The sequence below is a fragment of the Meiothermus rufus DSM 22234 genome, assembly GCF_000423425.1.
Lineage (GTDB): Bacteria > Deinococcota > Deinococci > Deinococcales > Thermaceae > Meiothermus > Meiothermus rufus.
On the sequence record NZ_AUHY01000013.1, the window covers coordinates 24,274 to 45,663 of the forward strand.

The following is a 21,390-nucleotide window of genomic DNA, read 5'->3' on the forward strand; positions in this document are numbered from 1 at the left end:
AGGCTTTGTGTCCACTGCTACCCCGCCTGATCTGCTGCAAAGCTTCCTCGACGAGGCCTGGGAAACCGTGGTGGTCTTCGAGCAAACCGCGGAATTCCTGGCCATCGGACGGCACGAGCCTTTGGTGGTGATGGCCCACCGCCTCAAGGGCTCGGCTGGGCTGTATGGCTTCCCCCAGACCGCCAACCTAGGAGCCCTGGCCGAGCGCATCCTGGAAGCGGCCCCTCACTACACCGAGGCCCAGCGGGCCAAGGTGGTAGAGTTTATGAGCCAGCTCACCGCGGTACTTTCCACCGCCTTGGAAAACATCGCTATCCACGGCAAGGAAGGCCAGGTGGGTCTGGAGCTAGGGCGTCTGGGGGCTGCCCAGCTTCTCTACGAGCTCACCGCCGAGAACCCCCAGGCTTTCGCTGACATAGCCCTCGAGCCCTCGCCCGAGGAAACCCTGGCCCTAGAAAACCCCCAGCCGGGGGTGGTGGAGGAACTCCAACGCTTCTATCAGCAAAACGCTGAGTTCTGGGAGTTCTTCGCCCCAGAGACCCTGGAGAACCTCGACCAAGTGGCCAATGCTCTGCTGGCGCTGGAACAGAAAGAAGCGCCAGATGAAGCCCAAAGGGATTTGTTCCGGGCCATGCATACCGTCAAAGGCGCAGCCTACTCGGTAGGCTGTAAACCCATCGGGAGCCTAGCGCACCAGCTCGAGGACCTGATGGTGGCGGTGCGTGAGGGCCGCCTAGCCTGGGATGCTGAGGTGGCCCGGCTGGTACTGGAAGGGGCCCAGCTTCTGGGCAAAATGGTGGCCGTCGCCGAGGGCAAGGATGCTGGTGCTGCGCAAAGCCTGCCTGCCGAGCTATTCCACCTGCAAAACCATCTGGCCCGCTTGCTGGGCCTCGAGGCCCCCACCCCCCTAGCCGAACCCGCAGGGCCAGCCCAGGCCCCTACCCCTTCCCCCGAGCGCCCCCGCCCTAGCCCCACCGCCTCGGTGCGGGTGAACCTCGAGCGCCTGGATGCCTTGCTCAACCTGGCCGGCGAAACCCTGGTCACCCGGGCCCGGCTGGAGCTTCTGCTAGAGCGCTTGGAAGAGCTAGATGCATTGCTAGAGAATGCCCGCCAGCGGCTTCTGCGCACCACCACCGACTTCGAGGCCCGCTACCTCAACCCTCGCCTCGAGGCCAGCCCCCCCGCCCCTGAGGCGCCGGCACAAAGCAGCGTGGGCAAAACGGTACGGGAGCTTTTTACCGAACTCGAGTTCGACCGCTACGACGACCTCAACATCCTGGCCCGCTCCATTCAGGAGATGACCAACGACCTCACCGAGGTGCGCAACAGTTTCAGCGAGCAGATCAAAGCCCTTAGGCAGGAAACCGAGCGCTTCGGCAAGCTCTCGCAGGAGCTGCGCACCGAAGTGAGCCGCACCCGTCTGGTGCCCATTGGCCGCTTCTATCAGCGCTTGGCCCGCCAGGTGCGGCAGATCGCTGGGGAAAAACCCGTTCAGCTAGAGTTCCAAGGCGAGCAGGTGGAGATCGACTCGGTATTGCTTGATGGCCTCTCGGAAGCCCTCATCCACCTGGTCAACAACGCCATCGCCCACGGCCTGGAAAGCCCAGAAGAACGCCTGGTCAGGGGCAAAAATCCCCAGGGCACCCTGCGCATCCGCACCCTGCAACAGCGCAACACCCTGGTGCTGGAGGTCAGCGACGATGGCCGGGGCATCGACCTAAAGGCCGTCAAGCAAAAAGCAGTGGAAAAGGGGCTCAAAAGCGCAGCCCAGGTCGAGGCCATGCCCCCGGAAGAGGTGATCCAGCTCATCTTCCTGTCCGGCCTCTCCACCGCTGAGGCCGTCTCGGACGTAGCTGGGCGGGGAGTGGGGCTAGATGCCGTGGCCGCTACCGTCCGCCGCCTACGCGGCGATCTGAGCGTGGAAACCCGCGAGGGGCTGGGCACCACCTTCCGCTTGCACATCCCGCAAAATCTGGCGGTCTCGGAGCTCCTGCTGCTGGAGGCCGGGGGCCAGACCCTAGCCCTTCCCCGGGAAAGTCTGCTTACCTTGCTTAGCGCCCCCGCCGAGGCCCTGGAAATTCCCTACGAAGGCCGCTCGATTCCCATCCAGCGCTTGAGCGAACTCTTGGGCCTCCCCCCCGTGCAGCAGGAAGAGTATGCCCTGGCGGTGGTGGAAGGACGTGGGGGGGCTTGGGTAGGGCTGGCCGCCGAGCGCTTCATCGGCCTAGAGCAGGCCTTGGTCAAACCGCTAACCGCCCCTCTAGCCGATCTACCCCATCTTTTGGGGGCCACCGTTTTGGCCACCGGCGAGGTGGTGCTGGTGCTTAGCCCCAGCGGCCTGCTCTCTTTGAACCATCCCCTTCCCGTGCAGGCCCAGGTTGAGACCTCCCCTACCCAGCAGCTGCCGGTGCTCTTGGTGGACGACTCTCTCTCGGTACGCAAGGTGGTGGGCCAGATGCTGCGCAAGGCCGGATACCCGGTGGTCACGGCAGCCGACGGGCAGGAAGCCCTCGAGCTTTTGGAGCAGCAACCTTTCCAGGCGGTGGTCACCGACCTGGAGATGCCCCGCATGTCGGGCTTTGAGCTATTGGAAGAGGTGCGCCGCCGCCCCCACCTGGCCCACCTGCCGGTAGCGGTGCTCACCACCCGGGCTTCCAGCAAACACCGCGATCTGGCTCTCGAACTGGGAGCCAGGGCCTACCTGACCAAGCCTGCCGACGAAGTAGAATTGCACCGATTCTTGCAGGATGTGTAGCCTTTGATCTACCGGGGAGATTATCCGATGAAGGCGCTTATTCTAACCAACCAGCCCAAGCGGGGCATTGCCCTCAAGGATAGCTTCGCCCTTTCGGGGTTTGAAGTGCAGGTCGAGGAGAGCGCCCTGTACGCGATGACCCTGCTCGAGCGCAACCACCCCGATGTGATCGTGAGTACAGCCACCCTCAGCGACCTGAGCGGGCGGGAGTTCTTCGAGCTGGTACGGGCCGACCCTCAGCTAGCCCTGGTACCTTTCGTTCTGCTGGACGAACATGCCCCGGCTCAAGCCGGCGAGTTGGACCTGGTACTGCCCCCCAGTACCCCGGTAGCCGAGGTAGTGCGCCAAGCGTACAAGCTGATCCTCGAGCTCACCCGCAAGACCCACACCTCCGAGCCCCACAACCCCGTGGCCCAGCACGGCATTCAGGGGCGCCTGGGCGACCTGAGCCTGTTCGAACTGGCCCAGTGGCTGGCCAAGTCCAACAAAACCGGACGGCTGAGCGTCGAAATTGAGGGCGAGCGGGCTAGCTGGCTTTTTAACAAGGGCCAGCTGATCCACGCCGAGTACGCCGGCAAAAGCGGCGAGGACGCGGTGTTGCATCTATTGCTTCGGGCGGAAAACCAACCCAAGGGCTACTTCCACTTCGAACCCCTCACCGAGGCTGACTTTTTCCTGGAACCGGTCACCATCCGCAAAACCACCGATCAGCTCTTGCTTTCCCTAGCGGTAGAGATGGACCACCGCCAACAGGGCATCAACTGAGGCGGAAGCTCGAGCTGAGCCGGCTGAGGTCCGCCGATACAAAGCAAAGCGTCCGGGTGCTGTTGAGGGGAAGCTCCTGGCCCATCGCCAGGCTGGTGGAAAGGCCCAGCTCGGGGAGCAAGAACACTCCCTGACGCTCGACCAATACCCCCGGGCCACAGTAACCGTGTTGCAGCAGGTAGACCAGGGTCCAGTGCTCCCGGCTTTTGCGCTCGGCTTCCCGCACCAGATCGGCCACCGCCTCCGCCGCACCCACCCGCAAAAGAACCTCGTCCCGTGAGAGCACCGGCTTCCCGGCCAAGAAAGCCCGCAGCTGCTGGTGGGCCACCAGGTCCAGGTAGCGGCGCAAAGGGCTGGTCACTTGAGCGTACAAGGGCAGGCCCAGCCCCCGGTGGGGCCCCGGGCTGGTCTTGAGCTGGGCCCGCCTTATCCGGCGGCGCAGGGCCCACATGCCCGCCAGCCCTTCGGGCAGGGCCTCGAGCGAAACCTCGGGAGCCTCCTGGGTGGCAAAGGGGAAAGGAATCTGGTGTTCCAAAGCGAACCCCGCAGCCGCCTGGCCGGCCAGCAGCATAGCCTCCCGCACCCAGACGCGGCTTTCGTAGGGGGGCAAAGGGGCCAGGCGCACTGCTTCCCCTTCCAGCCGAACCTTAACCTCGGGCAAAGCCAGCTCGAAGGCCCCCTGAGCCAGCCGTCGTGCCCGGAATATCTGGGCCAGCTCAGCTAGGGGAGCCAGCTCCGGGCGATGTAGGGCTTCCGCGTAACTCAGGCGCTCCACCCGCACCCAACTAGGGTAGATGGCCAGGGAACACACCTCCCCTTCCCGCGAGACCTCCAGTTCGAAGCTCAAGGCTGGGCTGATCGCTTTCAGGCCCAGGCCCAGCTCGAGGGTGACCGCGGGGGGCAGCATCCCCACCGTGCCTTCTGGCAGGTAAAGGTTGGCCCCTCGGCGGCGGGCCTCGAGGTCCAGGGGGCTATCCGGCCAGACCAAGGCGGCCACATCGGCCACGTGCACGTACAGACGAAACCCCTTCTCCTGGCGCTCCACCCAGACCGCGTCATCGGGGTCCTGGCTCTCCTCGTCGTCGATGGCTAAAGCTGGCAAGTGGGTCAGGTCGCGGCGGTTTTCCTCCGCTAAGGAAGGCAGGGGAAGGTCGGGGGGGGAAAGCCGCAGGCCCAGCCGGCTGGGGTGGGGGTTTTGGTAGCGCCAGTAGCCCCGCTGGACTAGATAGGCCTGGGCGCTCTCCGGCGTTTCCGCCAGGCCCAAGGCTCTAAGCACCGGGCTGTCCTGGCGCCGGCCTAGGGCCAGGGCCTCAATCTCCCGCCGTAGCTCCGGCACATCCTCCCCCTGGGCCAGCCGGGCGATGGCTGCTTGGTAGGCCTCACGGGCGGCTTGTTTTTGCCGCAGGGCCTCGAGCTCCTCCCGGCGGCGGGCCCGGATGCGCGTGCCCTCGAGGGTAAACCAGAGGCCCTCCTGGGCCAGCTGGTAGGCCCCGTAGGCGCTCTGGGGGGTGTACTGGCCGTAGAGCAACTCGGCCAAGGTCGCCAGGGCCACCTCTTCCCCCTGTAATAGCTCCCAGGCTGCCTCGGCCTCGGTAGGAAGCCCGGGCTCGAGGGGAAAGGAAACCGGCCCGGGATGCAGCAGCCAGACATCCTTAGGGCGCACTTTCTGCTGGCTGCCATCGGCTAGGCGCAGCAGCCACTTCTCCCCCGTTTGCTCCACCAAAGCGGGTTTTCCTTTATAGATAACCAATGCACCTACCATGTGGGGTCCTGCAGTAGTTTGGCCAGCTCCACGTGCAGCCGGTGTGAACCCCGGTGCACCATGAACTGGCCCAGATAGGGCCGGCCCGCCAGGTACAAATCCCCCAGAAAATCCAGGGCCTTGTGCCACACCGGCTCCTGCAGCATCCGGGGGGTGTTGACAAACCCCTCCCGACTATAGACCAGGGCATTCTCCAGCGAGGCCCCCTGGATAAGCCCCTGGGCCCGCAGGGCCTCCACCTCGTGCAAAAAGCCAAACGTGCGTGCCGGGGCCAAAGCCTTTAGGGGAGTGGGCGGGCACTGCACCTGCTGGTAGCCAATTTTAGGGTGGGGAAAGAAGATGCTCACGGTAAGGGAAAACTGCGCGGCGGGCTGGGCCAGCACACTGCTCTTGCCCTCGGCCACCCGCAGGCTGCCCGGCAGCGGCTGGGGTGGGGGACCTTGGGGCACTAAGCCTTCCAGGGCAGCCAACCACTCCTGGGCGCTGCCATCCAGGATGGGTACCTCGGGCCCCTCCACCTCGATGAGCAGCCCCTGCCAAACCCCCCGGATGTAAAGCGCCGCCAGAAGGTGCTCCACCGTCATCAGGCGGGCTTCCTGCTCAGCCAGCACGGTGGAACGCGTCGTCTCCACCACCCTCGAGGCCAGCGGGCGGAAGGCCACCCCTCCCAGCCAGAAGCGCACGGGCCCCTCACTGGGATGAAAGCGCACCGTGGCGGCTGCACCGGTGTGCAGACCGACGCCGCGGATAACCACCTCGCTCATGCCCCGGAGCGCAACAACTGCCGCAGGCCCCGCTCCACGCTGGCCAGCCAGTCCAAGAGGGCCAGGCGGCGCCAGTGCTGGCGGATGGGCCGGGCGGGCACCGCCCCCGCCCAGGTCTGGCCCGGGGGCACATCCTTGGAAACGGCGCTGCCCCCGCTCAGGCGGGCCCCGGCGCCCACCCGCACGTGGTCGGAGAGCACCACCCAGCCCCCCATCAAGACCCCATCCTCTACCACCGCACTCCCCCCGATGGCGCTGCTGCCCACCATCACCACACCCCGGCCAATCCGCACATTGTGACCAATCTGGGTCAGGTCGCCGATCTTGCTCTGGGCCCCGATGCGGGTCTCCCCCACCACGCTGCGCTGCACCACACAGCCAGCCCCTAGCTCCACCCCGTCCTCCAGCACCACCCGGCCCGTGTGGGGCAGGCGACGCCCCTCCTGGAAGCCAAACCCAATCACCCCTAGCACGCTGCCCGCCCCCACCCGGCAACCCGCCCCCAGCCGGGTGTAGCGATACAGGGTGACCCGGGGCTCGAGGACGCTAAAAGGCCCCACCTCTACCCCTTCACCCACATAGCAAAAAGGCCCCACCACCGCTCCCTTGGCAACGCGGGCCCCCCGGCACACCACCGCGTAAGCCCCTACCCGGGCGCCGGCCTCGAGGCAGGCCCCCTCCTCGATGAGGGCGGTGGGATGAACCCCCAAAGCCCAGTTCTCGGGCGGGTCGAAAAGGGCTAGCAGAGCGGGCCAGGCTTTCTCCACCGAGGGCACCCGGACGACGCTTCGCCCCAGGGGGCAAGGGCTGGCCTCGTCCAACACCAGGGCGGCCCCACTGGCTATGGCGGCCTCGAGGAAGCGCGGGCTGCGCACCGCCACCAGCTCACCCGGCCGGGCCTCATCGGGCGGGGCCAGGCGGCTAACCTCGACGTCGGGGCCCTCGAGGCGGCCCCCCAGGTGTTGGGCAATAGCCAAGAGCCGCATGGCGTTCTAGCGCTTCAGCACATTGTCCGAGGTAACCAATGCGTCGCGCAACACGTGCAGCATCTCCAAGGCCTTGCCGGTGCCCAAAGCTACCGCCTCCACCGCGTTCTCGGCCACCACCACCGGTACCCCGGTGGACTCTTGCAGCAGTAGGTCTAGGTTGCGTAGCAAAGCCCCTCCCCCGGTGAGCAGAATCCCCCGGTCAATAATGTCGGCCACTAGCTCGGGCGGGGTGGTCTCGAGGACGCCCTTCACTCCCTGCACGATCTTTTCCAGAGGCTCCTGTAAAGCCTCCACCACATCATCGGCGCTCACCTCGATGCTCTTGGGCAGGCCCGAGATCAGGTCGCGCCCCCGCACCTCGGCCACCGTTTCCTCTTCCCCAGGGGCCTTTTTGGCCGCCCCGATTTTGATCTTGAGGTCTTCTGCCGTGCGCTCGCCAATCAGCAGGCTGTACTTGTTGCGCACATGGCGAATGATGGATTCGTCGAACTCGTTTCCGGCAATGCGCAGGCTGGTTGAGCGCACGATGCCCCCCAGGGAGATAACCGCAATGTCGGTCGAACCCCCACCGATATCCACCACCATGCTACCGGTGGGCTCGGCGATCTTAATCCCGGCCCCGATGGCCGCCGCCAGAGGTTCGTCAATCAGATAGGCCCGCTTAGCCCCGGCCTCCACAATGGCCTGAACTACCGCTCGCCGCTCCACCTCGGTGACCCCTGAGGGCACCCCCACCATCACCTGGGGCCGGGCAAAGCGCAAGGGGGGCAGCACCTTTTTGATGAACAAAGTCAGCATCCGCTCGGTGAGGGTATAGTCGGCGATGACCCCATCCTTAAGGGGCCGGGCCGCCACAATGTTGCCGGGGGTTCGCCCCAGCATCCGGTAGGCCTCGGCTCCCACCGCCTTGACCTCTTTAGTGTCGCTGACCATAGCAATAACCGAAGGCTCACGCAGCACAATACCTTTGCCACGCACGTAAATCAGCACCGAGGCGGTGCCCAGGTCAATACCCACATCTTCGCCGCGAAACGAGAACAAACCAGCCATAGCGCTTTATTGTACAGGCTTACAACCCAGGCGGGTATCCCAGTGCCCTAGAATACATGGGATGCAGACCTGTGACTATTTGATCATCGGCGGGGGGATTGTGGGCCTGACCATTGCCCTCGAGCTGCGCCGGCGGCAGAAGGAAGCCCGGATTGTAGTCCTGGAAAAAGAAAAGGCGCTAGCCCAGCACGGCTCTGGACGCAACTCGGGAGTACTGCACGCTGGGTTTTACTATAGCGCCGACTCGCTCAAAGCCCGCTTCACCCGCGAGGGCAACGCCCGTTGGAAGGCTTTCGTGGAGGAACGGGGGTTGCGCATTAACCGCTGTGGCAAGTTGGTGGTGGCTAAAAACGAACTCGAGGTGGAAGGGCTGCGCGAGCTCAAGCGCCGGGGCGACCAAAACGGGGTAGAGACCTACCTAATCTCCCTCGAGGAGGCCAAAAAAATCGAGCCCCGGATCAAGACCACCGAGCTGGCCCTGTGGTCGCCCCAGACCGCCACAGTAGACCCTCAGGAGTGCATGGCCGCCATAGCGGCAGAGTGCCGGGATCAGGGAATCACGCTATGCCTGGATAGCCCTTACCAGGGCCGGCGGGGCCTGGACATCCTCACCCCGCACGAGGTCTACAGCACCGGATTCGTCATCAACGCCGCAGGCCTTTACGCCGACAAGGTAGCCCACGACTTCGGCCTAGGTCTGCGCTACCGCATCCTGCCCTTTAAGGGGCTGTACCTCTACGGCGACGAGCCGGCAGGATCGCTGCGCACCAACATCTATCCCGTCCCCGACCTGCGCAACACCTTTTTGGGAGTACATTTCACCGTAACCGTGGACGGCAGGGTCAAGATTGGCCCCACCGCCATCCCCGCTTTCTGGCGGGAAAACTACCAGGGCCTTCAGGGCTTCAACCCCACCGAGGCCCTATCCATTCTGCGGGATGAGGCCGTTTTATTCTTGCGCAACGACTTCAACTTCCGCGGGATTGCCCTGGAGGAGCTGAAGAAATACGCCCAGCCCTATCTGGTAGCCCAGGCCGCAGCCCTGCTGGAAGGGGTCCGGCGAGAGAACTACCGTACCTGGGGCCGGCCCGGCATCCGGGCCCAGCTTTACGACCACCAAGAGAAGAAGCTGGTGATGGACTTCACCCTCGAGGGCGACGCCACCAGCCTACACGTACTCAATGCCATCTCGCCTGCCTGGACCGCGGCCATGCCCTTTGCCGAGTATGTGGTGACGCGGGTGGAGGAGCTACAGCAAGGCCACAGCCTCAGCCCATAAGCTGGCCTAACAACCGGCCCAAGCGGGTCGGGGAGCCCTCATCGTGGCCGCAGTCCACCTCGTTGCGGTTGGTGCCGCAAACCGGGCAAAGGCCCTTGCAATCTTCCTTACAGAGCACGGTGTAGGGCAGCTCGAGGGCAAAGGCCTCGCTGAGGATGGGCCCTAGCTCGAGGTTGGGATGGCCAAACAGCAGAACCTCCTCTTCATCTTCCTCCACGAGCTCGGGGTGGGCCAGGCCCGGCTGGTAGCGCAGCATGTACTGGAAATGGGCCCGCACCGCCGCCGGGGTAGGGGTTAGGCAGCGGCGGCACTCCAGCAAAGCGTAGCCGGCAATCTCCCCCGAGAGCCAGAAAGCCTGCCCCTCCTCCCCCTCCAGCCGGGCCACCCGCACCTTCCAGTGGGCCGGGCCCTGCAGCAGGATGCGCTCGTTCTCTAGGGGAATGTATTCCAAAATCTCCCCCTGGGCCGCGGTGCTGCCCCCCTCCCGCAGCAGGCGCGAGAGGTTGATGCTTTGAATGGCTTGCTCTTTCATTTCTGCCAGTCTACGCCCAAAGCGTAGCCTCTTACTTTAGCCCGGCCAAGGTTATTAGGTCAACAAGGGTAGACTTGAGCCTATGAAGCCGATTGGCATTTTAGGAGTGCCTATGGACCTTGGCCAGGGGCGACGGGGCGTGGATATGGGGCCCAGCGCCATCCGTTACGGGCGCTTGCAAGAAGTGCTGCAAAGCCTGGGCCACCAGGTACACGATTTTGGCGATGTGAAGGTGCCCGTGGTGGAAAGCCTGCACCGCCAAGCGGAACAACCGGGGGGACTGGGCTACCTCGAGGCCATCCGGGCCGCCTGCCTGGACACCATCCAGGCCCTGGGCCAGATGCCAGCCGATACATTCCCCATCGTGTTGGGGGGCGACCACTCCATCGCCATGGGCTCGGTCACCGGGGTGGCTCGAGGGGAGCGCATCGGGGTGATCTGGGTGGATGCCCACGCCGACTTTAACACCCCCGAGACCAGCCCCAGCGGCAACATCCACGGGATGCCCTTGGCCCACCTGTGCGGCCTGGGAGACCCCCGCCTGATCAACCTGGGCTACCCAGGGGCCAAGGTACGCCCGGAAGACGTGGTGCTGATCGGGGTTCGCAGCCTGGACCCCGGCGAGGTTCGGCTGCTGCGCCAGCGGGGGGTCATGGTCTTTACCATGAAAGAGGTGGACATAGAGGGTATTCCGGCCATTGCCGAGGCGGTGGTTCAGCATTTTCGCGGGTTTGCCAAGGTGCACCTCTCCCTCGATGCCGATGTGCTCGACCCCGAGATTGCCCCTGGGGTGGGCACCCCGGTGGCCGGGGGCCTGACCTACCGCGAGGCCCACCTGCTGATGGAGCTCTTGGCCGATGCCCAGCTGGTCACCAGCCTTGACCTGGTGGAGGTCAACCCTATCCTGGACATCGCCAACCGCACCGCCCGAATGATGGTCGAGCTGGCCGGCAGCCTACTGGGTAAGAAAATTTTCTAAAGCTGGCTTAATCCTACACTCATAAAGCACAAAGGGCTTTGCTAATGCTGGGTCTGATTGCCCTGGGAGCCTGCGCCCCCGTCTAAAACCCCCCACCCCAGGCCATTCTCAGCAGCGATCCTTTGGTCTACCTGCCGGAAGCCTGGGTGGAGGCCCGCACCCTGCGAGGAGGGGTGGAGGAGGTGCGCCTGCGTACCTACTACAGCCGCACCCTGGGCGAGCTGCAAGACGCGCTGGTTCGGGGCTTTCAGAGCAGCCGGACGCAGCTTAAGTGCAGCGAACTGGTGGGTTTAGGCCTGGGTGGGGGGCCCTACCTAAAGCTGCGCCTGGCCGCCAGCCCCGACCGCGACCTTACCCTGCGCCTCACCCCGCTGGACGGGCACTGGCTACTGGGCCATAGCCTCTTCCAGGCGGAGCTACGCCGGGTTCCACCCCACTTTGGCCTGGGCTGTCCATTGGACTAAGGTAGACCCAGCCGACCTCGAGCCTCATGCACCTGGGCCGGGGTGAGGTTGCGGCCTCGCTGGGCCTGCACCTCGGCGGCGGTGAAGGGTTTTTGCCCTTTGGGGAAGCGGTTGCCCCACTGGGTGGCGATATGGTTGAGCAACCCGGCAATCTCTTCATCGGAAAGGGAGCGGCCAAAACCGGGCATCACCTGGTCGAAGCTACGGCTGCCTACCCGTATTTTGCCTTGCAGGCCATAGAGCACCACCCAAATCAGGTACTCCCGCCCGCCAGGCTGGGCCAGGAGGGTGGGCACATGGCCTGCCAGCGGGGGCCAGTTACCCACCCCACCCCTTCCGTCCGTTTTGTGGCAGACCGCGCAACGCTCGTAGAGCGGGCTGGGCTGGGCCAAAGCCAGACCCAGCAAAAGGGGAAGCCAAAACGCCCACATGAGTTCCTCCTTACTTCGAGTATAAGCCAAAGGTAGGAGGAGAGCCGGTATTTTGACCCTTACCCCACCCAGGTAAGCCGGAACCCTCTGGTACAATCCCGTTGTGTTGGTGATTCCCGCGGTAGACATCCAGTCCGGACGGGCGGTTCGGCTCCTCGAAGGCAATCCCGAGCAGGAAACGGTTTACTTCGAAAACCCCGTGGAGGCTGCCCTGCACTGGCAGGCCCAGGGAGCTCGGATGCTGCACCTGGTGGACCTAGACGCGGCCACGGGACGAGGGGAGAATCGCCAGGTGCTGCGGGCGGTGGCGGCCACCCTCTCCATCCCTTTCCAGGTGGGAGGTGGGGTGCGCAGCTTGGAGGACGCTCGAGCCCTTCTGGCCCTGGGGGCCTACCGGGTGGTGGTGGGCACCCTGGCGGTCAAGGCTCCGGAGGTGCTGGGGCAGATGCTGGCGGAGTGGGGCCCGGAGCGGGTGGTGGTCAGCCTGGACGCCCGAGGCCTGGAGGTGGTGGTCTCGGGCTGGAGCGAGGCCACGGCCCGCCAAGTCCCCGAGCTGGCCCAGCCCTTGTGGGCCATGGGCCTGCGCACCCTGATCTATACCGATGTACGCCGGGATGGCACCCTGGCTGGGCTAGACCTCGAGGGGGTGCGGGCGGTACGCTCGGCCTGGCCCGGCTTCCTGATTGCCGGGGGGGGCATCGCCTCCGAGGCCGACCTACTGGGCCTAAAGCGCCTAGGGGTGGAGGGGGCCATTACCGGAAAGGCCCTGTACGAGGGGCGCATCGACCTCAGGCGCTGGGTCCAGGGGTAAACTGCGACCATGAAACTCCTGAACGGGCTGGCTTTCCTAATCGTGCTGGCGGTGGCCGCAGGGGTCTGGGCTCTGTATACCCTGGAACCGAATCTGTGGTTGGGCACACCCTGGGGCGCGGTACACGGGGCTTATCTCCTTCTAGGAGCTTTTGCCTTAGGCCTGCTGGTGATGGGGCTGTATGGGCTGGTGGCCTGGGTCAACGCGCAAACCGCCCTTCGTCGGCTGCGGCGAGAGCTACAGCAGCTTCGGGAGGAACTCGAGGCCCTAAAGCGGCAGCACCCTGAGGAACTCCCGGTCATCCCCGATCGGGAAGCGGAGTAAGCATGGTCTGGAAGTTTCGCCCATGGCCCAGCCTCGAAGCCCTACGCCCGTTGGCCGAAGGGCTGGGCCTCTCCCCTTTGGGGGCTGCTTTGTTGTGGCACCGAGGCTTCCGCCAACCCGCCGACCTAACCCCACCCCTCACCCTGCTGCCCCTGGAGGGCCTGGAGGAAGCCGCGAGGCGCGTACTGGAGGCCATCGAAAAAGGCCAGCGCATCCGGGTTCACGGCGACTACGACGCCGATGGCCTATGCGGCACCGCCCTCCTGCTCGGGGGCCTGGGAAGGCTGGGGGCCAGTATCCATGCCTTTATCCCCCACCGCCTGGAGGAGGGCTATGGGGTTTTGCTAGAGCGGGTGCCGGAGCACCTGGAGGCTTGCGACCTCTTCATTACCGTGGACTGCGGCATCAGCAATCATGCCGAGCTGAAAGCGCTGGTGGAAAACGGCGTCTCGGTCCTGGTCACCGACCACCACACCCCAGGGGAGGTGCGGCCTCCGGGTCTGATTGTGCACCCGGCCCTCTCCCCCCGGCTAAAAGACCAGGCCCACCCTACCGGCGCGGGCGTGGCCTTCCTGCTCTTGTGGCAGGTGTACGCCATCCTGGGTAAAGAACCCCCGCTGGAGTATGCCGACCTCGCGGCCATCGGTACGGTGGCCGATCTAGCCCCTTTGCAAGGGTTCAACCGGGCACTGGTCATGGAAGGGTTGCGGCGCCTCTGCGACTCGGCCCACCCGGGCCTGGCCTGGCTCGCTGCCGAGCACTGCCGGGCCTTTACCGCTAGCGAAGTGGCCTTCCGCATCGCCCCCCGGCTCAACGCGGCCTCGCGGCTGGGCCAGGCTGAACTCGCCCTGGAACTCCTCACCACCCAAGACCCCCTCCAGGCCCGACGGGCAGCCGAGGCCCTCTCCCGGCTAAACCAGGAGCGTCAGCGGATCGAAGAGGCGATGCTAAAGCGCATCATGGCCGGGTTGGAAACCGAGCCGGCGGCCCTGGTTGTCCACGACCCAGAGGGCCACCCGGGGGTAATGGGGATTGTGGCCAGCCGGCTGCTGGAGCGCTTCTACAAGCCGGTATTCATCATCGCCCAGGGCAAGGGTTCGGTGCGCTCCACCCCCGGCATCAGCGCCGTAGGGGCGCTGCGGAGTGCCCAGGCCCACCTCAAGCGCTTTGGCGGCCACGCGCAGGCGGCCGGTTTTGCTATGGAAGAAAACCAGGTTCCCGCTTTCAAGGAGGCCATTCAACGTTATGTGGCCCAGTTTCCCCCACCTGTACCCGAGCTTTGGCTGGACGGAGCCCTGGACGGGGAGGACCTCGAGGCCCTGTACCGGGCCACTACCCTCCTCGAGCCCACCGGGGAAGGCAATCCGCCGCCCTTGTTCTTCCTACGGGGCCGGCCCGAGCGGGTACGCCGGATGGGCAGCGAAGGGCAGCATCTGGCCTTTTACCTGAATGGGCTGCGGGTAGTGCGGTGGCGGGATGGCGGGGAGAACCTGCCGGCCTTGCTGGAGGTGGCCGGCGAGCTGGTCGCCAACGAGTGGAACGGCGAGCGTTCCCTCGAGCTCTGGGCTGCGGCCTACCGCCCGGCCCAGGAGGAAGAGGACGATCCCCTATCGAAACAGGCAAAGCCCGTGCACCTAAGGGCCTGGGCTTTTCCCCTTCCCCTGCGCCATGGCCTAAAGCAGGCCCTTGGGCAGCAAGCCCGGGTTTACGTACACCCCGAGGGTGCTTTGTGGTTCAAAAGCCGCGGGGCCCAGGTGGTGCCCCCGGAGGAAGCCGAGTACTGGTTCAGCCTGCCCTTAGCCCCAGCCTACCCCCCCCGGGTGTGGATCGCCCTTTCGGAAAAGGCCCTGGCTCAGCTAGAAAGCCACCCCAACCCCCTGGTACAAGCCCTGGGCCGACGGGTAGCCACCGCTTACCGGCAAAAGCAGGCGGGTCTGTTGGGAGAAAGTTTAGAGCGCTACTGGCAAGCCCTGAAGGTGTGCGCTACTACCTGACGACGCCACCATTCTCAGGGGCTCAAAGGGCGATCTGCGCCAGTTCTCGCCGCAGGTTCTCCCGCGCGGGCTCTTCCAGAGGGGCAAAGGCTCCGGTCTGGTAGATGCGCTCACGCGCCAAAAAGCGCTTTAATAGACTGGCCCGACGCTCCTGGTAGAGCCCCTTAGGCAGCCAGGCGTACTCCTGGCGGATGGCCTGGGTATAGGCCTGGTAGGTCTGGGGGTCGCTGCCCAGAATGGACAGGTCGGCATCCAAAAACAGCGCGCCGTCCGGGTCTTGGGTCTGATGGTTTGCCGTAGCCAGGATAAGATTCACCACCCGTTGAATAAGAACGCCAGCCAGCCCCAACCCCTCGAGGCGTGCTTGAGCCAGAAGGGCGCTCTGGAGTTCGTTGTCTTCACGGGTAGGGTCGTAGATAGCGTCGTGGAACCAGACCGCCAAGGCCAGATGGGGGGCCTGTTGTAGAGCCGGGGCCCCTATGGGCGCGGGTGGGGCTTCCAGCAGAGCGAATAGCCGCTCGAGGTGGGCCAGGTTGTGGTAGTAGCGCTGGGGCTCGGTGTGGCGGACGAGAAGCTCCTCAAGCAAGGGCCGGTGCGCCGCTGGAGCCACCCCCAGCCCAGCCCATAAAACCTTCCAGCGCTCTACCAGGCGGCGGCGCCCCCCCGGCGAGAGGTGGAACCTCATCAGCGGGCGTACTCCACTGCCCGGCTCTCCCGCACCACCGTGACCTGCACCTGGCCAGGGTAGTTCATGTCACGCTCGATGCGCCCGGCAATCTCGCGGGCCAGCAGGGTAGCCTTGGCATCGGAGATGCGCTCCGGCTTGACGATAACCCGTACCTCGCGCCCGGCCTGCACTGCAAAGGCCTGTTCCACCCCAGGGAAGCTCAGGGCGATGCGCTCGAGCTGTTCTAAGCGCTGGATGTACTCCTCCAGGCTTTCCCGCCGGGCCCCGGGCCGGGCCGCACTGATGGCGTCGGCGGCAGCGACCAACACCGAGTACAGGGTCTCGCCGTTCTCTGGGTCGTGGTGGTGGGCGATGGCGTCGATGACCTCTTTGGGCTCGCCAAAGCGGGAGGCCAGGGTGATACCGATCTCCACGTGGGTGCCCTCGATCTCGCGATCGACCGACTTGCCCAGGTCGTGCAACAGCCCTGCGCGACGGGCCAAAGCGGCATCCAGGCCCAGCTCAGCCGCCATGATGCCGGTCAGGTGAGCCACCTGGATAGAGTGCTTAAGCACATTCTGACCGTAGGAGCTACGGAAGTGCAACCGGCCCAAAAGCTGCACCAGGCCTGGCTTGAGGCCCACCACCCCGGCCTCGAGGGCCGCCTCTTCCCCGCGCTCATAGACAAAGGTCTTCATCTCGTTCTTGGCCTTCTCCACCACCTCCTCAATGCGGCTGGGGTGAATGCGGCCATCCTGCACCAATTGCTCCAGGGCCATCCGGGCAATCTCGCGGCGCATGGGGTTGAAGCTGCTGAGCAGTACCGCCTCAGGGGTATCGTCGATGATCAGGTCTACCCCGGTCAGGGCCTCGAAGGTGCGGATGTTGCGCCCCTCCCGCCCAATGATGCGCCCCTTCATGGCATCGGAGGGGATGGGCACCACCGAGACCGCCAGGGCCGCTGCGGTCTCGGAAGCCTGGCGCTGGGCAGCCTGGGCCAGCAGTTTCTGGGCCTCCCGCTTGGCCTCGAGGCGGGCCCGCTCCAAGCTGGCCTTGACCCGCAGGGCTTTCTCCTCCTCCAGCTCGGCGTCCAGGCGGGAAAGCAGAAGCTGCCGGGCCTCCTCCTGGCTCAGGCCGGCCACCTCTTGCAGCTTGAGGTCGATCTGCCGCTCGCGCTGGGCCAACTGGGCCTCACGGGCCTCCAGGGCCTTCTCTAGCGCATCGAGCTTTTCTTCCTGCGCATCGAGCCGGGCCGCCCGGAGGTCGAGCTGCTCGCCCCGGCGGGCTAGGCGTTCGGTCTCCCGCTTGAGCTCCTCGCGCTCCGCTCGGATGGCCTGTAGCTCGGCCTGTAGCCGTTCACGCTCGCGGGCCAGGCCTTCCTGCTCGGCCTGCAGGCTGGCCTGAAGCCGTTCGCGCTCCTCACTGAGCTGCTGGCGCAACCGCTCCTCGCCCTGTGTGCGCAGCCGCTCGAGTTCGGCCTGGGCGCTCTGGCGCAGGCTTTGCACCTCGGCCTGGGCACTCTGACGCAGGCTCTGGGCCTCGGCGCGGGCGGTTTCGAGCTGGGTTCGGGCCTGGGCCTGGGCCTGCTCTAAAGCGGTCTGGGCCTGTTGCCGTGCGGCCTCGAGGATGCGCTCGGCCTCGCGCCGGGCCGCCTCGAGTTCGCTTTTATCCAGTACCACCTGGCGGCCTGTGCGCTGCAAGAGCAGCACCACCGTCACCGCCAGCACCACCACCATCAGGGTGAGTATCCAATCCAGTAGGGTAAACGCCATCGGTGCCTCCTCGATTGCAAGGAGGTTCTCACAGTCTCAGGTCTGGCCGGGACAAGAAAAGCTTTTAGCGCATGGCCCGCTGTCCCACCAGAGGTAGATCGTCGCTAAACTCTACACCAAGCTGCCCCTTGGCCCGGCGGATCGCCACCGAGCAAATCCATATACTGGCTTCCTGGCCCTTCATACTGGGAGAACCCCACCTAGCAAGCCTTAAACCTCGGACAGCCGAGCGGAGGTATCCTCCTCCTCCTCGGCGGTCGTCCGTAGGGATAGCTTACCAGCTTGGGCCAAAACTTTCTCCCGGATTTCCTGGGCCAGCCTTGGGTCGCCCCGCAGAAACTCGGCGGCTTTCTCCTTGCCCTGGCCCAAACGGGTCTCCCCATAGGAAAGCCAGGAACCGGCCTTGGTGATGACCTCAGCAGCCACTGCCACCGAGACCAGGTCGGCCCAAGGGTCGATGCCCTTACCGAAGTAGAGCTCGAGCTCGTGCTCGCGGAAGGGCGGGGCCAGCTTGTTCTTGGTCACCTTGACCCGCACCCGGTTGCCCACCGCCTCGTTGCCCGATTTGATGGGTTGGCCCTGTTTACGCACATCCAGGCGCACCGAGGCGTAAAACTTAAGCGCTCGTCCCCCGGGGGTGGTCTCGGGGTTGCCGTACATGGTGCCTACCTTCTCCCGAATCTGGTTGATGAAGATGGCCGCGGTGTTGCTCTTGGAAAGGGCCGCGGTCAGCTTGCGCAAGGCCTGGCTCATCAGGCGAGCCTGCAGGCCCACAAAGGCATCGCCCATCTGCCCCTCAATCTCGGCCTGAGGCACCAAGGCGGCTACCGAGTCCACCACGATGACATCAATAGCCCCCGAGCGGGTCAGGAGTTCCACGATCTCCAAAGCCTGCTCGCCGGTATCGGGTTGGGAGACTAAAAGGTCGTCGATGTTGACCCCCAGGCTTTTGGCGTAGATGGGGTCGAGGGCGTGTTCGGCGTCCACAAAAGCGGCCACCCCTCCCGCGGCCTGGGCCTGGGCCACAATGGAGAGGGCCAGGGTGGTCTTGCCCCCCGACTCGGGGCCGTAGATTTCAATGATGCGCCCGCGGGGAATCCCCCCAATGCCCAAGGCGATATCGAGCCCCAGGCTTCCGGTGGGAATAACCTCCACCTGCTGCCGGGGGGCCTCGCCCAGGCGCATGACCGCGCCCTTGCCGAATTGCTTCTCAATGGCCTTTAGGGTTCCTTCCAGCACTTTTTGCTTTTCCTTGTCCATGTCCTGTGCTCCTTCAACTTAGGGGAAACTGCGCCAATACACGGTACACCGACCCCGCGGGCTCGAGCCTGGACTCCACTAAACACAACGCCCGGGCCTCAAAGCGCAGATCGAAGACCAGGGGGCCTATGCGGGGAGCCGGCCCCTTTTTACGGGCCAGGGTCAGGTGGGCGTGGAAGGCCTTTGGGTTGGGAATATCTGGCAGGGCTTGCTGCAACCCCTGGGCCAGAGCCTCGAGGCCCTCCCCCCGGGCCTTCACAAACCAGACCCGAGGCGAGCCCACCGGGGGAAAGTAACCGGTGCCCCCCAGGGCCACCTGGAAGGCCGGCACACTCGCCGCCACTGCCTGGCCCACCCGGTGAAGCTGGGGCAGACGCTCCTTGGGCTGCTCCCCCAAGAACAACAGGGTGATGTGGAGCTGGTGGGGCGGAACGGGCTTCCAGCCCTTGAAGCCCCGCACCTTTTGCTGGGCCTGGCCTAGGGCCTGCTGGATGGCCGGTGGCGGAAAGATGGCGTAAAAGAGCCTCATAGGCCCTCCTCAAGCGCCCTCAGCAAAAAGGCCAGCGCAGCGTGGGCCGCCCGCTGGCGCAACACCTCGCGGCTAGCCCCGGGCAGGCGATGGTGCTGGGCACGGGTGCCTTTAGGCGTGGCCAAGCCCAGGTAGAACGTACCCACCGGCTGGCCCTCCAGGGCCTCCGGCCCGGCCACCCCGGTGGTGGCGAGGGCATAGGTGGCCCCCAGGGCCTCGCGGGCCAAAGCCGCCATGGCCTCGGCAAAGGCCGCCGAGACCATACCCTGGCCGGGCGTCAGGCCTAGCCGGGCTTTGGCCTCCGGGCTGTAGGGCAGAAGCCCGCCCAGGTAGCACTCGGAAGCCCCAGGCACCCCGGTCAGGAGGGCCGCCAAAGCCCCCCCGGTGGCCGACTCGAGGGTCGCCAGGGTGGCTCGCCGGGCCTGCAGGGCCTGCAACACCAACTGTGGGAGGGTTTCACCCTCCTGACCCCACAGGGCCTGGCCCAAAAGCGGGCGGATACACTCGGCCAGCCGGTCTACCTGCGCTGGCTCCCCGCGCAGCACCACCGCTACCCCATCTACCTTGGCATAGGTGCCCACCTCCACCGCCCCGCCCCGCTGAAACAGGTCGCCCAACAATTCCACAATGCGCGACTCCCCCAAACCAAAGGTCTTGAAGGTAACCTGCTTGTAGGGTTTTTGCGGCAGGCCCAACCTGGGCAGCAGGGAAGCCCACATGGGCCGCCACTCGGCCGGAGGGCCGGGCAGGGCCACCAGGTCTTTGCCCTCCTGGCGCACCCACCAACCGGGGGCGGTGCCCCTGGGGTTTTCAATCCAGGAGGCCGAAGGAATTTTGTAGGCCTGTTTGCGGTTGGCCTCCGGCATCCGCCAGCCCCGGGCCTCGAACAGCTTTTCCAACGCGCCTAAGACCAGGGGGTCGAGCACCAGTTCTTCTCCCAAGGCCGCGGCAATGGCCTCGCGGGTGATATCGTCGGGGGTAGGGCCCAGCCCACCGGAAAGCACCACCAGCCGGGCTTTAGCCCAGGCCTCGCGCACCTCCTGGGCCAGGGTGTCTAGGTCGTCGGCGACCCGCAAGGTACGGCGAACCTGCAGGGCGTAGGGCCTCAGGCTCTGGGCGATCTCAGCGGTGTTGGTGTCGGTGGTCTCGCCATATAAAAGTTCATCACCCACGCCGATTATTTCTGCTAAAAACATAATATCCTCTATATGTTACATCGATTCTTTAAAAAGGTCAAAAACATCCACCCCCCATCCTACACCGGCAGGAGGAGGCCTATACCATGGGCAAAGCGCTCACGGTAGCCGAGGCACCCCCCACCTCCACCTGGTCGCCCGGGGCCAGTTCCTTGCGCAGTAGGGCCAGGGCAATGGCCCCCAGCCGAGGCGATTCCACTGCGGTGCCCACCCGGCCCACCCGCTGCCCCTGGCGGAAGACCTCGGCCCCCGGCGGAATGGCCCGCTGGCCCAATAGCCCCATGAGCCGGTAGCGGGTCTGGCCGCGTGCCTCGAGCCGGGCCATTATCTCCTGCCCCAGGTAGCAGCCTTTCTTGTAGCTGACCCGGCTATCCCAGCCCACCTCCTGGGGTAGCTCCCCCCGGGCCTCGGCCAGGTCGGCCACCCCACGCTCCACCCGCCAGATATGCCAGGCCTCGCGCCCGGCCAGGGTCACCCCCGCCTCCAACAGCCGCTGGGCTAAGGGCAAAGCCTGGTCAGCGGCCACAAACAGCCACAGGCCAAACTCGTCCCGCGCCACCACCCATCCCTCGGCCTGGCTCAGGCTCCAGCGGGACGGAAGCAGCCCCAGCACAGCGGCCAGTTCTGGGGCTTTAGGGCCTTGCAGACGCAAGGTGTACCAGTCCTCCAGCACCCCGACCTCTACTTGGTCAAAAACGATGTAGCGGGCAAAGCGCTCGGCCAGGGCCGAGGCCTCCGGGGTACTGATCCAAAAGGCCTCTTCCCGTGGCAGTACCACCCCGGCATACTCAATCTGGCCTTTGGCATTGAGAAAGGCGGTCTCGAGCCAGCTTTCCTTAGGCATCTGGCGGATATCCGAGGTGCACTGGTTGTGCAGGAAATCCCGCCGATCCACCCCGGAAAGCGCCACCAGCCCATACTCGGGAAAGTCCAGCAGGGCCACCCCTTGCTGTAAGGCCCCCAGTTCTTCCTCTACTGCGCCATAGTTCCAGGGAACCCCCTCCCGCCAGACCACCCCTCGCGAGGCGTGCAGCTCCTGCAGCGACATAGCTCCAGTTTAGCCTGGC

Annotated in this window: 20 protein-coding genes; 8 read left to right on the top strand and 12 right to left on the bottom strand. The window is 65.3% G+C overall.

Annotated elements, in window-relative coordinates; translation table 11 throughout:
* The first annotated feature begins 7 nt into the window (after positions 1-7).
* Together G552_RS0103795 and G552_RS0103800 are read left to right on the top strand one after the other, a co-directional pair.
* Positions 8-2,755 (top strand): hybrid sensor histidine kinase/response regulator, encoded by a 2,748-nt coding sequence (locus G552_RS0103795; RefSeq protein ID WP_027881813.1) that lies wholly within the window; start codon positions 8-10, stop codon positions 2,753-2,755.
* Positions 2,756-2,782: 27 nt separating this feature from the next.
* Complete coding sequence (locus tag G552_RS0103800) at positions 2,783-3,520, top strand: DUF4388 domain-containing protein (protein WP_027881814.1); 738 nt, start codon at positions 2,783-2,785, stop codon at positions 3,518-3,520.
* Here G552_RS0103800 and G552_RS0103805 read toward each other — a convergent pair.
* Genes G552_RS0103805 through mreB form a run of 4 tightly spaced genes read right to left on the bottom strand, consistent with a single transcriptional unit; the run spans position 3,513 to position 8,085 of the window.
* Positions 3,513-5,282 carry a ribonuclease catalytic domain-containing protein gene (locus G552_RS0103805; protein WP_027881815.1) on the bottom strand — a complete coding sequence of 590 codons (1,770 nt, stop codon included), beginning with the start codon at positions 5,280-5,282 and terminating at the stop codon, positions 3,513-3,515. The two genes, G552_RS0103800 and G552_RS0103805, sit on opposite strands and share 8 nt — an antisense overlap.
* The gene (locus G552_RS0103810) at positions 5,276-6,046 is read right to left on the bottom strand and encodes a UDP-3-O-acyl-N-acetylglucosamine deacetylase (protein WP_036270219.1); all 771 of its coding nucleotides are present in this window, start codon (positions 6,044-6,046) and stop codon (positions 5,276-5,278) included. The genes G552_RS0103805 and G552_RS0103810 overlap by 7 nt, the downstream gene beginning before the upstream one ends.
* The gene (locus tag G552_RS0103815) at positions 6,043-7,032 is read right to left on the bottom strand and encodes a UDP-3-O-(3-hydroxymyristoyl)glucosamine N-acyltransferase (RefSeq protein WP_027881817.1); all 990 of its coding nucleotides are present in this window, start codon (positions 7,030-7,032) and stop codon (positions 6,043-6,045) included. The genes G552_RS0103810 and G552_RS0103815 overlap by 4 nt, the downstream gene beginning before the upstream one ends.
* 6 nt (positions 7,033-7,038) lie before the next feature.
* On the bottom strand, positions 7,039-8,085 hold the full coding sequence (gene mreB, locus G552_RS0103820; RefSeq protein WP_027881818.1) for a rod shape-determining protein: 1,047 nt from the start codon (positions 8,083-8,085) through the stop codon (positions 7,039-7,041).
* 61 nt (positions 8,086-8,146) lie between these two features.
* Here mreB and lhgO point away from each other — a divergent pair, with 61 nt between their 5' ends.
* Positions 8,147-9,364: an L-2-hydroxyglutarate oxidase gene (gene lhgO, locus G552_RS0103825; protein ID WP_027881819.1), complete on the top strand. Its 1,218-nt coding sequence runs from the start codon at positions 8,147-8,149 to the stop codon at positions 9,362-9,364.
* On the opposite strand, the gene G552_RS0103830 is transcribed toward lhgO, so the two are convergent.
* Positions 9,354-9,896: a YceD family protein gene (locus tag G552_RS0103830; RefSeq protein ID WP_027881820.1), complete on the bottom strand. Its 543-nt coding sequence runs from the start codon at positions 9,894-9,896 to the stop codon at positions 9,354-9,356. The genes lhgO and G552_RS0103830 overlap by 11 nt on opposite strands.
* An 82-nt stretch (positions 9,897-9,978) precedes the next feature.
* Between G552_RS0103830 and rocF the strand changes: the two genes are divergently transcribed.
* Both rocF and G552_RS0103840 read left to right on the top strand, forming a co-directional pair.
* The gene (gene rocF / locus G552_RS0103835; RefSeq protein ID WP_027881821.1) at positions 9,979-10,875 is read left to right on the top strand and encodes an arginase; all 897 of its coding nucleotides are present in this window, start codon (positions 9,979-9,981) and stop codon (positions 10,873-10,875) included.
* Positions 10,876-10,997: 122 nt separating this feature from the next.
* The gene (locus G552_RS0103840; protein ID WP_027881822.1) at positions 10,998-11,339 is read left to right on the top strand and encodes a hypothetical protein; all 342 of its coding nucleotides are present in this window, start codon (positions 10,998-11,000) and stop codon (positions 11,337-11,339) included.
* Here the strand turns inward: G552_RS0103840 and G552_RS0103845 are convergent.
* Complete coding sequence (locus G552_RS0103845; RefSeq protein ID WP_027881823.1) at positions 11,336-11,770, bottom strand: c-type cytochrome; 435 nt, start codon at positions 11,768-11,770, stop codon at positions 11,336-11,338. The two genes, G552_RS0103840 and G552_RS0103845, sit on opposite strands and share 4 nt — an antisense overlap.
* A 103-nt stretch (positions 11,771-11,873) precedes the next feature.
* On the opposite strand from G552_RS0103845, the gene hisA reads away from it, so the two are divergent.
* Genes hisA through G552_RS0103860 form a run of 3 tightly spaced genes read left to right on the top strand, consistent with a single transcriptional unit; the run spans position 11,874 to position 14,899 of the window.
* Entirely contained in the window at positions 11,874-12,581 is a 708-nt protein-coding gene (hisA, locus tag G552_RS0103850) for a 1-(5-phosphoribosyl)-5-[(5-phosphoribosylamino)methylideneamino]imidazole-4-carboxamide isomerase (RefSeq protein ID WP_027881824.1), read from the top strand.
* A 9-nt stretch (positions 12,582-12,590) separates the two neighbouring features.
* Positions 12,591-12,905 carry a lipopolysaccharide assembly protein LapA domain-containing protein gene (locus G552_RS0103855; RefSeq protein ID WP_027881825.1) on the top strand — a complete coding sequence of 105 codons (315 nt, stop codon included), beginning with the start codon at positions 12,591-12,593 and terminating at the stop codon, positions 12,903-12,905.
* A 2-nt stretch (positions 12,906-12,907) separates the two neighbouring features.
* Positions 12,908-14,899, top strand: a complete 1,992-nt coding sequence (locus G552_RS0103860; RefSeq protein WP_027881826.1) for a single-stranded-DNA-specific exonuclease RecJ — start codon at positions 12,908-12,910, stop codon at positions 14,897-14,899.
* A gap of 22 nt (positions 14,900-14,921) precedes the next feature.
* Here G552_RS0103860 and G552_RS0103865 read toward each other — a convergent pair whose 3' ends face one another.
* The 6 genes from G552_RS0103865 to ygfZ all read right to left on the bottom strand — a co-directional run bounded on the left by G552_RS0103865 (position 14,922) and on the right by ygfZ (position 21,371).
* Positions 14,922-15,584 (bottom strand): HD domain-containing protein, encoded by a 663-nt coding sequence (locus G552_RS0103865; RefSeq protein ID WP_051195669.1) that lies wholly within the window; start codon positions 15,582-15,584, stop codon positions 14,922-14,924.
* Positions 15,584-17,338 carry a ribonuclease Y gene (gene rny, locus G552_RS0103870; protein ID WP_027881828.1) on the bottom strand — a complete coding sequence of 585 codons (1,755 nt, stop codon included), beginning with the start codon at positions 17,336-17,338 and terminating at the stop codon, positions 15,584-15,586. The genes G552_RS0103865 and rny overlap by 1 nt, the downstream gene beginning before the upstream one ends.
* Before the next feature lie 210 nt (positions 17,339-17,548).
* Positions 17,549-18,598 carry a recombinase RecA gene (gene recA / locus G552_RS0103880; protein WP_027881829.1) on the bottom strand — a complete coding sequence of 350 codons (1,050 nt, stop codon included), beginning with the start codon at positions 18,596-18,598 and terminating at the stop codon, positions 17,549-17,551.
* Between the two features lie 13 nt (positions 18,599-18,611).
* Complete coding sequence (gene thpR / locus G552_RS0103885) at positions 18,612-19,127, bottom strand: RNA 2',3'-cyclic phosphodiesterase (protein WP_027881830.1); 516 nt, start codon at positions 19,125-19,127, stop codon at positions 18,612-18,614.
* Entirely contained in the window at positions 19,124-20,323 is a 1,200-nt protein-coding gene (locus tag G552_RS0103890) for a CinA family nicotinamide mononucleotide deamidase-related protein (protein ID WP_027881831.1), read from the bottom strand. The genes thpR and G552_RS0103890 overlap by 4 nt, the downstream gene beginning before the upstream one ends.
* Positions 20,324-20,402: 79 nt before the next feature.
* Positions 20,403-21,371, bottom strand: coding sequence for a CAF17-like 4Fe-4S cluster assembly/insertion protein YgfZ (gene ygfZ / locus G552_RS0103895; protein WP_027881832.1), 969 nt, complete (start codon positions 21,369-21,371; stop codon positions 20,403-20,405).
* Positions 21,372-21,390 lie beyond the last annotated feature (19 nt).

Bases quoted from the DNA above. Each gene is read 5' to 3' on its own strand.
- G552_RS0103845 (WP_027881823.1), bottom strand. From the start codon at position 11,770: ATGTGGGCGTTTTGGCTTCCCCTTTTGCTGGGTCTGGCTTTGGCCCAG.
- lhgO (WP_027881819.1), top strand. From the start codon at position 8,147: ATGCAGACCTGTGACTATTTGATCATCGGCGGGGGGATTGTGGGCCTG.
- G552_RS0103890 (WP_027881831.1), bottom strand. From the start codon at position 20,323: ATGTTTTTAGCAGAAATAATCGGCGTGGGTGATGAACTTTTATATGGC.
- G552_RS0103865 (WP_051195669.1), bottom strand. From the start codon at position 15,584: ATGAGGTTCCACCTCTCGCCGGGGGGGCGCCGCCGCCTGGTAGAGCGC.
- G552_RS0103810 (WP_036270219.1), bottom strand. From the start codon at position 6,046: ATGAGCGAGGTGGTTATCCGCGGCGTCGGTCTGCACACCGGTGCAGCC.
- thpR (WP_027881830.1), bottom strand. From the start codon at position 19,127: ATGAGGCTCTTTTACGCCATCTTTCCGCCACCGGCCATCCAGCAGGCC.
- mreB (WP_027881818.1), bottom strand. From the start codon at position 8,085: ATGGCTGGTTTGTTCTCGTTTCGCGGCGAAGATGTGGGTATTGACCTG.
- G552_RS0103805 (WP_027881815.1), bottom strand. From the start codon at position 5,282: ATGGTAGGTGCATTGGTTATCTATAAAGGAAAACCCGCTTTGGTGGAG.
- G552_RS0103855 (WP_027881825.1), top strand. From the start codon at position 12,591: ATGAAACTCCTGAACGGGCTGGCTTTCCTAATCGTGCTGGCGGTGGCC.
- G552_RS0103860 (WP_027881826.1), top strand. From the start codon at position 12,908: ATGGTCTGGAAGTTTCGCCCATGGCCCAGCCTCGAAGCCCTACGCCCG.
- rocF (WP_027881821.1), top strand. From the start codon at position 9,979: ATGAAGCCGATTGGCATTTTAGGAGTGCCTATGGACCTTGGCCAGGGG.
- G552_RS0103800 (WP_027881814.1), top strand. From the start codon at position 2,783: ATGAAGGCGCTTATTCTAACCAACCAGCCCAAGCGGGGCATTGCCCTC.
- G552_RS0103815 (WP_027881817.1), bottom strand. From the start codon at position 7,032: ATGCGGCTCTTGGCTATTGCCCAACACCTGGGGGGCCGCCTCGAGGGC.
- rny (WP_027881828.1), bottom strand. From the start codon at position 17,338: ATGGCGTTTACCCTACTGGATTGGATACTCACCCTGATGGTGGTGGTG.
- recA (WP_027881829.1), bottom strand. From the start codon at position 18,598: ATGGACAAGGAAAAGCAAAAAGTGCTGGAAGGAACCCTAAAGGCCATT.
- G552_RS0103830 (WP_027881820.1), bottom strand. From the start codon at position 9,896: ATGAAAGAGCAAGCCATTCAAAGCATCAACCTCTCGCGCCTGCTGCGG.
- ygfZ (WP_027881832.1), bottom strand. From the start codon at position 21,371: ATGTCGCTGCAGGAGCTGCACGCCTCGCGAGGGGTGGTCTGGCGGGAG.